This is a genomic window from Tropicimonas sp. (genome assembly GCF_047971885.1).
Classification (GTDB): Bacteria; Pseudomonadota; Alphaproteobacteria; order Rhodobacterales; family Rhodobacteraceae; genus Tropicimonas.
In genome coordinates, this window is the sequence record NZ_JBKEAE010000076.1 from 1 (window position 1) to 12,397 (window position 12,397).

Annotated in this window: 13 protein-coding genes; 7 read left to right on the plus strand and 6 right to left on the minus strand. The window is 62.5% G+C overall.

Annotated features, from left to right (window positions below):
• Both ACK5IR_RS07450 and ACK5IR_RS07455 read right to left on the minus strand, forming a co-directional pair.
• Positions 1-164 (minus strand): SDR family NAD(P)-dependent oxidoreductase (locus ACK5IR_RS07450; protein WP_416927488.1); only part of this gene is annotated, 164 nt, incomplete at its 3' end.
• Positions 165-169: 5 nt separating this feature from the next.
• Positions 170-1,195 carry a zinc-binding alcohol dehydrogenase family protein gene (locus ACK5IR_RS07455; protein ID WP_416927464.1) on the minus strand — a complete coding sequence of 342 codons (1,026 nt, stop codon included), beginning with the start codon at positions 1,193-1,195 and terminating at the stop codon, positions 170-172.
• 254 nt (positions 1,196-1,449) lie between these two features.
• Here ACK5IR_RS07455 and ACK5IR_RS07460 point away from each other — a divergent pair, with 254 nt between their 5' ends.
• The 3 genes from ACK5IR_RS07460 to ACK5IR_RS07470 are packed head-to-tail and all read left to right on the plus strand — an operon-like array spanning position 1,450 to position 4,084.
• The gene (locus tag ACK5IR_RS07460) at positions 1,450-1,761 is read left to right on the plus strand and encodes a UxaA family hydrolase (protein ID WP_416927466.1); all 312 of its coding nucleotides are present in this window, start codon (positions 1,450-1,452) and stop codon (positions 1,759-1,761) included.
• Positions 1,758-2,978: a UxaA family hydrolase gene (locus ACK5IR_RS07465; protein ID WP_416927468.1), complete on the plus strand. Its 1,221-nt coding sequence runs from the start codon at positions 1,758-1,760 to the stop codon at positions 2,976-2,978. The genes ACK5IR_RS07460 and ACK5IR_RS07465 overlap by 4 nt, the downstream gene beginning before the upstream one ends.
• Positions 2,975-4,084, plus strand: coding sequence for a mannitol dehydrogenase family protein (locus ACK5IR_RS07470; protein ID WP_416927470.1), 1,110 nt, complete (start codon positions 2,975-2,977; stop codon positions 4,082-4,084). Before ACK5IR_RS07465 ends, ACK5IR_RS07470 begins: the two co-directional genes overlap by 4 nt.
• A gap of 85 nt (positions 4,085-4,169) precedes the next feature.
• Here ACK5IR_RS07470 and ACK5IR_RS07475 read toward each other — a convergent pair whose 3' ends face one another.
• The 4 genes from ACK5IR_RS07475 to ACK5IR_RS07490 all read right to left on the minus strand — a co-directional run bounded on the left by ACK5IR_RS07475 (position 4,170) and on the right by ACK5IR_RS07490 (position 8,557).
• Entirely contained in the window at positions 4,170-5,450 is a 1,281-nt protein-coding gene (locus tag ACK5IR_RS07475; RefSeq protein ID WP_416927472.1) for a TRAP transporter large permease, read from the minus strand.
• Entirely contained in the window at positions 5,447-5,920 is a 474-nt protein-coding gene (locus tag ACK5IR_RS07480; RefSeq protein WP_416927474.1) for a TRAP transporter small permease, read from the minus strand. The genes ACK5IR_RS07475 and ACK5IR_RS07480 overlap by 4 nt, the downstream gene beginning before the upstream one ends.
• Before the next feature lie 62 nt (positions 5,921-5,982).
• On the minus strand, positions 5,983-6,948 hold the full coding sequence (locus ACK5IR_RS07485; RefSeq protein ID WP_416927476.1) for a C4-dicarboxylate TRAP transporter substrate-binding protein: 966 nt from the start codon (positions 6,946-6,948) through the stop codon (positions 5,983-5,985).
• A gap of 544 nt (positions 6,949-7,492) precedes the next feature.
• Positions 7,493-8,557 (minus strand): LacI family DNA-binding transcriptional regulator, encoded by a 1,065-nt coding sequence (locus ACK5IR_RS07490; protein ID WP_416927478.1) that lies wholly within the window; start codon positions 8,555-8,557, stop codon positions 7,493-7,495.
• A 288-nt stretch (positions 8,558-8,845) separates the two neighbouring features.
• On the opposite strand from ACK5IR_RS07490, the gene ACK5IR_RS07495 reads away from it, so the two are divergent.
• The 4 genes from ACK5IR_RS07495 to ACK5IR_RS07510 all read left to right on the plus strand — a co-directional run.
• A complete protein-coding gene (locus ACK5IR_RS07495; RefSeq protein WP_416927480.1) occupies positions 8,846-10,138 on the plus strand; it encodes an extracellular solute-binding protein in 1,293 nt (430 codons plus the stop codon).
• A gap of 102 nt (positions 10,139-10,240) precedes the next feature.
• Positions 10,241-11,167, plus strand: coding sequence for a carbohydrate ABC transporter permease (locus ACK5IR_RS07500; RefSeq protein WP_416927482.1), 927 nt, complete (start codon positions 10,241-10,243; stop codon positions 11,165-11,167).
• 4 nt (positions 11,168-11,171) lie between these two features.
• Complete coding sequence (locus tag ACK5IR_RS07505; RefSeq protein WP_416927484.1) at positions 11,172-12,005, plus strand: carbohydrate ABC transporter permease; 834 nt, start codon at positions 11,172-11,174, stop codon at positions 12,003-12,005.
• A 15-nt stretch (positions 12,006-12,020) separates the two neighbouring features.
• Positions 12,021-12,397 (plus strand): ABC transporter ATP-binding protein (locus ACK5IR_RS07510; protein WP_416927486.1); only part of this gene is annotated, 377 nt, incomplete at its 3' end.

A 12,397-nucleotide genomic window follows, 5' to 3' on the forward strand; every position in this document is an offset into this window, starting at 1 on the left:
TCGAGCACCGCCTTCCGCCGGCCGGCAATGACGACGCGCGCGCCCGAAGCGGCAAGCGCGCGCGCGATGGCCAGCCCAATCCCGCTGCCGCCGCCCGTGATCAGGGCTGTGCGCCCGCACAATCCGTAGGTGGACGAAAGATGGGACGCGACCGTCTCACTCATCGGGCTCACTCATCGGGAAACTCGACCATGACCTTCAGTGTCTCGTTCCGGTTCGCCTCCCAGAACTCGAACGATCCTTCGGCCTCGTCCCACGGAAAAACGCGGCTGATCAGCTTGTCGCTGATCGCCGGGTTGGCCTCGACGAACCCGATCACCGCCCCGAAATCCGCCCGCGTCGCGTTGCGCGAGCCGAACATGTCAAGCTCCTTGAGGTTGAAGAGCGAGGTGTTGAAGGAAACGTCCTTCTTCGCGTAGCCGACGAACACCACGCGCCCGGCAAACCCGGCCATGTCCACTGCGGCGACAAAGGTCTCGGGCAGGCCGACAGCCTCGATGGCGACATCCGCGCCATCGCCGCCCGTCAGTTCGCGCACCGCTTCGAGCTGATCGACCCGCAGCGGATTGACCACCGCCGCAACGCCGAAGTCGAGCAGAAGCTGCCGCTTGGCCTCGCTGACCTCGACCGCGATCACGCGCGCACCGCGCTGGATCGCCCCCAGCATCGCGCCGACCCCGATCATGCCGCCGCCCAGGACAACCACGGTATCGCCCGCGGCAACCGAGCCGCGCGCCACCGCATGAAACCCAACCGACAGCGGCTCGACAAGCGACAGATGGCGTGCGGGCAGCCTGTCGTTCAGGATCAGCTTTTCATGGGGAACAACCAGCCGTTCCGACATTCCGCCGTCACGCTGGACGCCGAGCGTGGCGTTGAACTGACAGGCGTTTGTCCGTCTCTTCCGACACGAGGCGCATTTGCCGCAACTGGTGTAGGGAACGACAATCGCCGAACGCCCCGGCGCGAAATCCGCCGGGACATCCGCGCCGGTCTCGACGATCGTCCCGCCGATTTCATGGCCGGGAATGCGCGGCAGTTTCGCCAGCGGATTGAGCCCCCGAAAGGTGTTGAGATCGCTTCCGCACAGGCCAACCGTGCGCACCTTCAGCACAACATCGCCGGGCCCCGGCCTGGCGGGTTCGACCGAAGTGAACTCGGCTTTTCCGATATCGCTGATGACAAGAGCTTTCATGGCATTTTCCCCTCGGGAGAGCATTCCGGGGCCGCATCCCGGCGCGCCGGCGGGTGGTGTCTGGAGAGACGTTCGGAAACCCCACGCGAAGAGCCCGGAAACGCGGGGTAGCATCGGGCGCTGCGGCAGGCACGGATCATCACTCCCCTCTGAACACTCGCCTTCGACGATGTTCTTTATCATTAAAAATCAATTCAAGTTGCTGTCAATGTATTTTCTTGATAAAGAACATTTTGGATCGGGAGGAACCTTCCATGGCTGAGACAACGCGCAATGCGGCCCCGGCCCTGCTGCAGCTGAACCCGGCAGACAATATCGCGGTGCTCCTGCGCGGCGTGGTGGCGGGTTCGCTTCAGGCGGTCGATGGCCGGGAGATCGTTCTGGGAAGCACGCTGCCGATGGGCCAAAAGGTCGCCATTCTGCCGATCCCCGCCGGTGCAGAGGTGCTGAAATACGGGCTGCCGATCGGCGTGGCGCGCTGCGATATCGCGGTCGGCGACCATGTGCACCTGCACAATATCGAAAGCCGATACACCGTGATTCGCGACTGGGAGGCATCGACGTGAGCGAAACGGGCGACATGCGCGGCTGGCCACGCACGGACGGGCGCAAGGGTATCCGCAACATCCTTGTCGTGGCCTATCTGGTCGAATGTGCCCATCATGTCGCGCGCGCCATCGTGCGCCCATTCGAGGGTGACGACGTGCACGTGATCGGCTTTTCCGGCTGCTTTCCCAACGATTATGCACAGACGATGATGGAAACGCTCTGCACGCACCCGAATGTCGGCGGCGTGCTGCTGGTTTCGCTGGGATGCGAGAATTTCCAGAAGCGCCGGCTGCTTGAGGTCATCGAGGCATCGGGACGGCCGGCCGAACTGCTGACGATCCAGCAGGCCGGAGGAACCAGGGCCAGTGTGGAGCACGGTCGGGCCCGGGTTTCGCAGATGCGTGCGCAACTCGACCTGCTGCCGACGGTGCCGATGGCGCCGGCCGAGCTTGTGATCGGTACGATCTGCGGCGGCTCGGATGCGACCTCGGGTATCGCCGGCAACCCCGCCGCCGGGCGGGCATTCGACCTGCTTCTGAGCGAAGGGGCCACCTGCGTTTTCGAGGAGACCGGAGAGCTGATAGGCTGCGAACATATCATGGCCGCGCGCGCCATCACGCCGGAACTGGGTGTCGCACTTGTCGGGACGGTACAGAAAGCGGTGCGCTATTACGATGCCATGGGCTACGGCTCCTTTTCTCAGGGCAATGCGGAAGGCGGACTGTCCACCATCGAGGAAAAGTCTCTCGGCGCCTATGCCAAGTCCGGCCGCTCGGCGATCGCGGGAATCGTCAAACCCTGCATCCAGCCGCCCCGCGGCGGGCTTTACCTGCTCGATGTGGTTCCCGACGGGTCGCCGCGTTTCGGCTTTCCCAATATCAACGATACCGCCGAGATCGCCGAACTGATGTCCTGCGGGGCGCATGCTGTCATCTTTGTCACCGGCAGGGGGTCTGTCGTCGGCTCGGCTATCTCGCCCGTCCTCAAGGTCTGCGCCAATCCCGAGACATGCGCGCGAATGGGAGAAGACATGGACGTGAACGCCGGACGGGTCATCGACGGCACGGCGACGCTCGACGAGGTTGGCCGGGAAATCCACGACAGGCTGATCGCGCTCGGTCGTGGCGCGCGCACCGCGGCCGAAAGGCTTGGGCACCACGAATTCGTTCTCACCTACAAGACTTTCGCGCCACCGGGGCCCGGATGTCTGCCTGCACCGGAGACCATGCCATGACCAACCCGAAAACCCCGATCCTGCAATTTGGCACCAGCCGCTTTCTTCAGGCCCATGCCGACACATTCATCGACGCCGCGATGAAGGAAGGACAGAATGTCGGGCCGGTGACCGTCGTGCAGAGCTCGGGCGACGCCGCGCGCGCCGGCAGGGTCCGGGCGCTGGTCAGGCCCGAAGGCTACCCGGTGCGCATCCGGGGGCTGGAAAACGGCGCGGAGATCGGCCGGACGCTGACCGTCAACAGCCTGCGGCGGGGCCTTTCGACCGCAGCCGACTGGGACGAGATCGTGCGGATTTTCCGCGACGAGGCAACCCATGTGATCTCGAACACTGCCGACAGGGGGTTCGACCCGCAGCCCGCCGATGTCGCGCGGGTCTTCGATCAGGCGATGTCCTATCCCGCCAAGCTGCAACTGCTGCTGCGCGCCCGCTTCGCGGCGGGAGGCGAACCGCTGGCAATCCTTCCCACCGAGTTGATCGAGCGTAACGGCGATGTGCTGAAGGCGCGCGTCCTCGAACTCGCCGGGCAGGACGACCCGGCCTATGCAGCGTGGCTGCGGGATAATGTGATCTGGGCAAATTCGCTGGTCGACCGGATCGTTTCGGAACCCATCGAGCCTGCGGGCGCGGTCGCGGAGCCCTATGCGCTCTGGGCGATCGAGGCCGCGCCGGGCGTGGTTCCACCCTGTCAACATCCGGCCATCCGGCTGGTCGAAACGCTCGAATCCGCCGAGGCGCTGAAGCTGTTCATCCTGAACCTCGGGCATACCTACATGACCGACAACTGGCTGAAGAACCCGCAGGGAACCGAATCGGTGCGGGACTACCTGGCGATCGACACCGTTCGCCGGGACCTGCTGGACCTCTATGAAAAAGAGGTAATTCCCGGCTTCGAAGCGGCGGGGGCGGGAGACGAGGCGCGTGTCTATGCTGCTACCACGCTCGACCGGTTCGGCAACCCGTTCCTCTTCCATCGTCTTGCCGATATCGCCGGCAATCACGAGCAGAAGATTGCCCGCCGCATCGGTGCCTTTCTCGGCTGGTCCAGAGCCAACGGCGGCACGCAGGAAACACCGCGCCTGTCCGCCATCGTCGCGGAAAGCTGACCGGCAAGCCGGACTGCCCGAACCGGACGGGGCCGCATTTCAGCGGCCCCTCCCGCGCCAGCCGGTTCGCGGCCGGTTTTGCGTATCAGCCCCTGCCCACGAGCAGCAGCGAAATCGCCGGAAAGACGACGACCAGCCCCAGCGCGACCAGAAGCGCGAGATACATCGGCAGCGCCTCGCGGGTGAACTTTCCCACCCCGACCCCGGCAAGGTTGCAGACCATCAGCATGACGGTTCCGACCGGTGGCGTCAGGGTACCGATCGACAGGTTGAGCACCATGATGATGCCGAAATGGACCGGGTCGATCCCCAGCGCGGCAAGCGTCGGTTTCAGCAGCGGCACAAGGATGATCAGCAGCGCCGTCCCCTCGATCAGCATGCCGAAGAACAGCAGCGCAATGTTCAGCATGAACAGGAAGACGTATTTGTTGCTGGAAAATCCGGTGATCAGTTCGGCAAAGGCCTCGCCCGCCTTCTCGACCGAGAATATCCAGCCGAGCGCGCCGCTCGCCATGATGATCAGCATCACCGACGCGGTCGAGCGCGCCGTTTCGACCAGCGATTCGACGATGTTCTGCGGCGTCATTGTCCGGTAGACAAGCATGCCGACCACGATCACCAGCAGCACGGCGACCGCACCCGCCTCGTGTGGGGTGAAGACGCGAAAGCGGATGCCCCCGACGATGGCCAGCAGGATGAACACCGCCGGCCAGGCGCCGACCAGCGTCGTCATCGCCTGATCGAACGGAACCTTGTCGGTCCTGGCCGGCTTGTAGCCGCGTTTCGTGGCGACGATGTAGATCGCCACCATCAGCAGCACCGCGCAGAGGATCCCCGGCAGGATACCGGCAACAAACATGCTGCCCACCGATACGTCGCCGACAAGCGCATAGATGATCAGCGCGATCCCCGGCGGAATGATCGGCGTGACCAGCGAACCCGCCGCCGTGACGGCCGCCGCGAAGCCGCGGTCGTAGCCGTGCTTTTCCATCTGGGGCACCATCATGCGCGTCAGCATCGCGCAATCGGCAAGGTTGGAGGCGCTGAGCCCGCCCAGCAGCAGGCTGACCATGATGTTGGCCTGCGCCAGCCCGCCGCGGATGCGCCCGACCAGCAGCAGCGCCACCTGGATGATCCGCTCGGCGATCCCCGAATAGGCCAGCAGCGTTCCCAGCAGCATGAAGAACGGAATCGCCATCAGCGAAGTGTTCTGCGACGGCGCGACGAACCGCTGGATGGCGATTTCGGGCGGCATCGTGGCGAAGAAGTTGAAATAGACCAGGACGGCGAGCAGGATGCCGAGATAAAGCCGCATGTTGAGCGCGAACGCCAGAAGCAGCAGCGGAACGATGATGACCCAGGTCATTCTGCGGCCTCCTCTTTTCCCGAGCGGATGGTCCTGATGAAACGCGGCAGGCGCAGCGCCGTATAGGCGGCCATGCCGATTGCCCCGACCGGCACCGCGATATCGATCCAGTACCACGAGATCTTGAGCACGCCGGTCAGCTTGAACGCCACCTTGCTGGCCAGCACGTAACCCAGCCAGGCGATATAGATCAGCAGGACGATCGACACGATTCCGACCATCAGGTTGACCAGCGCCCGCCCGCGCGGGCGCAGCATGTCGACGAACAGGGGGATGGAAAGGTTGGAATCGTCACGTTCGGCGATGATCGCGCCAACCATGACGATCCAGATCATGCAGATCCCGCTTATTTCCTCCATCCAGTGCACCGGCGCCCCGGCGACGTAACGCATGAAGACGGAATAGGCGGTGGCAAGGACCATGAAGCCAAGCGCGGCCGAGACGACAACCGTATAGAGCCGGTTCAACATGTGGCAACTCCCGCTGATACCAAACCGGGCCGGCGGGGATTACCGCCGGCCCGCACAGAGTGTCAGTTCCCCAGTTGCGCCTGAATCTGGTCGTAAAGACCGTCGCTCCACTCAGGGAACTCGCCATAGACGGCCCTGGCCGCTTCGCGGAACGGGGTGGTGTCGGGTTCGATGATCTCGACACCGGCTTCACGGAATTTCTCGATCATCGCCGCATCCGATTCGACCGAAAGCTGCTGGCTGTAAAGCCCCGCCTCTTTCGCGGTTTCATGGATGATGTCGAGTTGTTCGGGCGGCAGGCTGCCAAAAAAAGCCTCGCCGCCGATGAAGAGCGAGGTATTCAGCAGATACCCGATCAGGCTGAGGTATTTTGCCTCTTCATAGAATTTCTGGCCGTAGAGAACCGAGAGCGGATTCTCCACTCCGTCGATGATACCCTGCGACAATGCGGTATAGACCTCGCCCAGCGGCATCGGCGTGGCGGTCGCACCCATCGCTTCGATGGCGCGGATCTGCATGATGTTGTTGGGCGTGCGGATCTTCATGCCCTTCATGTCGTCCAGCGTCCGCACCGGCTTTTTCGCAATCAGGTGCCGTGGGCCGTACAGATAGTTCGACATCACGACGTGGATGCCCTTGTCGGCCAGTTCCCGCTCCTTTTCCTTGTACCAGTCGGATTCATAGATCGCGAAAAGCTGGCTCGCATCCTCGGCGAGATAGGGGCCGAACAGGATACCCAGATCGGGAATGTAATCGGCCAGAAAACCCACATCGGTGATGGTGATGACGTTGTCGCCCAGCATCGCCTGCTCGGTCACGTCCTGTTTCGAGCCGAGTTGGGCACTGGGATAAAGCTCGAAGGTGATCTCGCCGTTGCTGCGCTCCGCGATCAGATCCTTCCAGTAGTGCATCACGACATCGACGGGTTCGCCCGGATTGTTCTCGTAGGCGACCTTGATGACGGTTTCGGCAAGTGCCGTACCGCTGCCCAATGCAGCGATCGCAACAGCCGCGGCAGTCTGTTTCAACCAGTTTTTCATGGGATTGATCCTTCTTTCTCCCTGTCGATCATGGTGTGCATGAGGTTCGTACAGAGCGTTCGGGTGATGCGCCGCCCCACGGCCGGCGCGCGGCAGGCCGGCCGCCGGACACCCGCGGGGAGGCTGGTACGGCGCGCGAATCCCCGACCGATCCGGACAGCGGGCAAGTCCGGCCTCGCAGTTGGAAATGCACCCCCCAGACATGGCGTCCCCTCCAGCGCCAACCTCGCAGGCCGGATATAACGCCCAGTCTGCCACAAAACCGATAAAAAACAATTTTGCTCCTGTCAATTGTATTTTATCTTTTTTAGACTGTTTGGCGGCTCGGGTTTTGACACCTGCGGCGTCGGGAACAGGCCCATGCCCCGCTGATTTTCACCTGAACCCACCGGGCATGGAAATGTTCCGTCACCCGATCCGGGCCGGCCGGCCGGAATGGCCGCCGGCCAGATCGCTGCGGCGAGCGCCCCGAACTCTGTCAGTTCGTACTGGACCAGATTGCAATGCCTGTCTTCACCGGCCGGGCGCCGCCTTACTCCCGACGACCGGCCTCGCGCCCGTCCACGGAATGGCCTTGCCGCCCCGCATGATCGCCTGGACGGCTGGTCGACTCGCGTATCGTCAGGCTGGTCGGCAGCACGGTCTGGCGGCTGGGAAGCTCCAGCCCGACGATCAGCGCCAGCAGCATGTTCACCGCAGACCGACCCATCTCGTGCAGCGGTTGCCGAATTGTCGTAAGCGCCGGATGCATCTGGCTCGCCAGCAGGATGTCGTCGAAACCGACGATAGAGATGTCTTCGGGAATGCGCAGGCCGGCCTCGCGGATCGCCGCCATCGCCCCGAGCGCGCTCAGATCGTTGCAGGCGAAGATCGCCGTGGGGCGCTCGGGCAGCGCGAGCAGGATTCTGGCCGCGTCATACCCGCCCTTCTGCGTATATCGTCCGTCAGCGATGAGCCTTTCGTCGCTGTCCAGATCGAGTTGCGCAACCGTATCCCTGTAGGCCACAAGACGTGTGCGTGCTGAGGCGAGCCGACAATTGCCGGTAACGATGCCGATCCGCCGGTGGCCGAGTTCGGCAAGATGGGTCACCGCGCGGCGCCCGCCCTGATAGCTGTCCGCGCTGACCGAGGGGAAGCGCGAATCGTCGGCCTGGGTGTCGACCGTCACCACCGGAACCGACGCGCTCGCAAGCGGCTCGAGATAGCCCGGTTCATAGGGCAGGATGGCGATCACCCCGTCGGTGATCTGCTGGAGCAGGTTGCGGACACTGCCCGGTGGCTCGCTGTTGTTCTCCGGCAGGGAATAGACCAGCATTTCGTACCCCATGCCGCGCGCCTGACCGCCAATTCCCAGCACGAGATCGGCCGCGAACGGCGTGTGGAGTTGCGCCACCACACCGATGATGCGTGTCCTGCCGGTGGAGAGCTTTTGCGCCATCGGATTGGCCGTGTAGCCAATTTCGTCGGCGATTCTCAGGATATCCTCCCGGGTTCGGGCCGAGACACCGGGCTGATCGTTCAGCGCCCGCGATGCGGTCATGCGGGAGACACCGGCAACTTTCGCAATTTCCGCCAGCGTGGCCCTGCCTCTGGTCATGGCCGCAGGTCTCCGGTTCGGACCCGCCGAAGGTACCGCGCCCGCCCGGGGCGTTTTGACGCAGGCTTTGCGCAAGTCGTCGTAGCGTTACGCGTAACGTTCATGATCTCCTCATTTCGTACCGTTTCGACAGGGTTCAGGCCCGAAGGCCCGTTGCATACCGCCATGCAACAAAGTTCGAAGCAATGTTATCCCGCAGACATCTGAATCCGTCAATTGACATAGATAACGATATCGGTAACGTTACGTTCGTAACGTTGATGCGAGTCGTCATATCGGGAGGAAGACATGCATATCAAGGCAACCGTGAAAGCCGCAAAACTGCTGAGCTGCGCCGCCCTCGCCGGCGTTCTGCCGCTGGCGGCCCAGTCGCAGGATACCGGGACGATCACGTCGTGGGATCTCCAGACACAGGAGCGCACCGTCTCTGTCATTCGAAACGGCATGGACCGGTTCGAAGAGGCGAACCCGGGCTACAAGGTGGTGGACTCGCATTTTGCCAACGACGCCTACAAAACCAAACTGAAGATTGCGTTCGGCGCCAACGAGGCGCCCTGCATCTTCACCACATGGGGCGGCGGGCCGCTGCGGGAGTATATCAAATCGGATCAGGTGGTGAATCTGACACCTTATCTGGAGGCGGTCCCGGAGTTCGCGGATCGTTTCATGCCCGCCAGTTTCACGGCCGTGACCTTCGAGGGCGATATCTACGGCCTGCCCGCCGAGACCACGGCGGTGGGTGTCGTCATCTACAACAGGGAACTTTTCGAGGAGAACGCCATCACGCCGCCCGAGACCTGGGACGAGTTGATGGCTGTCGTCGCACAATTGCAGGAGAAGAATATCGCTCCGTTCGCGCTTGCCAACAAGACCAAGTGGCCGGGATCGATGTTCTTCGTCTACCTCGCCGACCGTATTGGCGGACCGGAGACCTTTCTCAAGGCCGCGGATCGTGAACCCGGTGGCAGTTTCGAGGACCCGGCCTTCATCCAGGCGGGCCAGATGTTGCAGGATCTGGTAAGGGCTGGCGGGTTCGCGCGCGGCTATAACGGGCTCGATTACGACATTGGCGGGTCGCGGCGCCTTCTCTATTCCGGCCGGGCCGCCATGGAACTGATGGGCACCTGGGAATTTGCCACGATCGCCAACGAAAACCCCGATTTTGCCGACAAGATCGGCTTCTTCCCGTTTCCGTCGGTGCAGGGCGGCAAGGGCGATCCCGACAATGTCGTCGGTACGCTGGGCGACAACTTCCTGAGCATCTCGTCCTCCTGCCAGCACAAGGACGCCGCCTTCGATCTTCTCATGCACCTGACCGACGATACCGCCGTGCAAAAGAAACTCGAAGACAACGGAATCATGCCAGTCAAGGATCTCGTTATCGCGGATCCCTACCTTTCGGGCGTGATGGAAATGGTGGCGAAGGCTCCGAGCGTCCAGCTCTGGTACGATCAGGAACTGCCGCCAGCGCTCGGCGAGGTTCACAAGGACACCACGCAGGAGCTTCTTGGCCTGTCGATCACGCCCGAGGAGGCCGCAGCGAAGATGGAAGCGGCTGCGCAGGCCCAGACCGGCAACTGATCACCGGTTCAACAGCCACCCCTTCAGGTTGAGACAAACGTCCGGTCGCTGTCGCTGTCGCAGGCGGCGGCCGGCGGTGTGTCTCAGGAAAGGCGTTTGCCCATGTCTTCCGCTGATATCTCCCCGGACCATCGCCGATCGACCAGACGTTTTCGCAAGGCGCAGAAGCTGGCCCCCTTTGTCTTTCTGGCGCCCGCGATCTTTCTGCTGCTGGTATTTCTGCTCTATCCGCTGGTTTCCAGCTTCCGTCTGTCCTTTGTCGACTGGAACGGACTGGGCAATGGCGCCGTCTTCGTCGGTTTCGACAACTGGACTCGCCTGATGAACGACACGCTGTTCTGGCGCTCGGCCTGGCACAACATCCTGCTCGCGGTCTTTTCCATCCTCGTGCAGCTTCCCATCGCCGTGGTGCTGGCGGTCGTTCTCGATGAGGCAAGCAAGGGCTCGCGATTGCTCAAGATCTTCTATTTCCTGCCGCTCCTGATGTCGAGCGTCGCACTCGGGGTGCTGTTCAAGAACATCTACGATCCCAATTTCGGCCTGATCAACGGCATTCTCGATGGCCTCGGCCTCTATGGCTGGACGCAGGACTGGCTGGGGGATCCGAAGATGGCGCTCGGCTCGGTGATCGCCGTCGTCTCCTGGCAGCATATCCCGTTCTACATGGTGCTGTTTCTTGCCGCGCTCTCCTCCTTTCCGCGCGAAATCACCGAGGCCGCACGGCTCGATGGCGCAAGCGGGCGAACGATATTCTGGCGCCTCAAGCTGCCACATCTTCAGGGCACGTTCCGCACCGCGGTGCTGCTCGTGGTGATCGGTTCGATGCGCTATTTCGACCTGATCTACGTGATGACCGGCGGCGGGCCGGAAAATGCCTCCGAAGTGATGGCGACCTACATGTACCGCACGGTCTTTTCCTCCTTCCAGCTGGGCTACGGCAGCACCATCGCCTCGGCCATGTTCATCATCATCATGGTGATCGCCGTCGTCTCGCTCCGGGTTTCCAAACGCTTCGAGACGGAGGTCTAGGGCGATGGCGAAAAGCTCCTTCAAACTCTCGCGCATCACGATCCCGGCGCTTGGCCTCTTCTGGCTCGCCGTTACCACACTGCCGTTCATCTTCGTCGTCTTCACCAGCCTGAAGACACAGGAGGAAACCTATGTGAATCCGGTCTGGGCGCTGCCTGAATCCCTGAACTTCGGCAATTACGTTCAGGTCATTCAGGGGAATTACCTGACCTACCTGCGCAACAGCACCTTCGTGATCGTCGTGTCGGTGGCGCTGATCGTTAGTGTCAGCACGATGGCGGCCTATGCATTGGCGCGGCTGAAATTCCGCTTCAATGCCGCGCTCTTCGGGCTGATCGTCGCCGGAATGATCGTGCCGCTGCATGTCACCCTGGTGCCCGTCTATCTGATGACGCGCTCGCTCGGCCTCTATGACACGCTGTTTGCGCTGATCGGTCCCTATGTGGCGACCAGCCTGCCGGTTTCCGTCTTCATCCTGACGGAGTTCATGCGGCAGGTCCCGCGCGAACTGGAAGAAGCGGCGCTTCTGGATGGTTGCGGGCCGTTCAAGATCTTCGCGCGGATCTTTTTCCCGCTGTCGGGGCCGGGCATCTCCACGGTCGCAATCTACAACGGCATCATGCTGTGGAACGAGTTCGTCTTCGCCTATGTGCTGACCTCCTCGCCAGCGGTGCGCACGCTGCCGCTCGCGGTGTGGGAATTTCAGGGGCGGTACGCGGCCGATATTCCCACGATCCTTGCCGTCGTGACGCTCAGCACCCTGCCGCTGATCGTCGTCTACGCGATCGGGCAGGAGAAGATCGTCAACGGCATGATGGCCGGATCGCTCAAAGGCTAGGGAAGGTATCGAAAAATGACCTCCATCACACTGAAGAACGTGGAAAAGCGGTTTGGCCAGGTGACGGTTCTCCACCAGATCGCGCTCGGCCTTGGCGACGGGGAGTTCTGTGTCTTCCTTGGCCCTTCCGGTTGCGGAAAATCGACGCTCCTGCGGATGATCGCCGGCATCGAGAGCGTCACCTCGGGCGAGTTGCGCATCGGCGGCGAGTTGATGAACGACGTTCTGCCCTCGGAGCGCCGCGTGGCGATGGTGTTCCAGAACTACGCGCTCTATCCGCACATGAGCGTATTCGAGAACATGGCGTTCGGCCTGAAGCAGGCAAAAACGCCGAAGGACGAGATCGAGCGCCGGGTAATGACGGCGGCGCGCACGCTCCAGATCGAGCCGCT

Bases quoted from the DNA above. Each gene is read 5' to 3' on its own strand.
- ACK5IR_RS07455 (WP_416927464.1), bottom strand. From the start codon at position 1,195: ATGAAAGCTCTTGTCATCAGCGATATCGGAAAAGCCGAGTTCACTTCG.
- ACK5IR_RS07460 (WP_416927466.1), top strand. From the start codon at position 1,450: ATGGCTGAGACAACGCGCAATGCGGCCCCGGCCCTGCTGCAGCTGAAC.
- ACK5IR_RS07470 (WP_416927470.1), top strand. From the start codon at position 2,975: ATGACCAACCCGAAAACCCCGATCCTGCAATTTGGCACCAGCCGCTTT.
- ACK5IR_RS07475 (WP_416927472.1), bottom strand. From the start codon at position 5,450: ATGACCTGGGTCATCATCGTTCCGCTGCTGCTTCTGGCGTTCGCGCTC.
- ACK5IR_RS07480 (WP_416927474.1), bottom strand. From the start codon at position 5,920: ATGTTGAACCGGCTCTATACGGTTGTCGTCTCGGCCGCGCTTGGCTTC.
- ACK5IR_RS07490 (WP_416927478.1), bottom strand. From the start codon at position 8,557: ATGACCAGAGGCAGGGCCACGCTGGCGGAAATTGCGAAAGTTGCCGGT.
- ACK5IR_RS07495 (WP_416927480.1), top strand. From the start codon at position 8,846: ATGCATATCAAGGCAACCGTGAAAGCCGCAAAACTGCTGAGCTGCGCC.
- ACK5IR_RS07500 (WP_416927482.1), top strand. From the start codon at position 10,241: ATGTCTTCCGCTGATATCTCCCCGGACCATCGCCGATCGACCAGACGT.
- ACK5IR_RS07505 (WP_416927484.1), top strand. From the start codon at position 11,172: ATGGCGAAAAGCTCCTTCAAACTCTCGCGCATCACGATCCCGGCGCTT.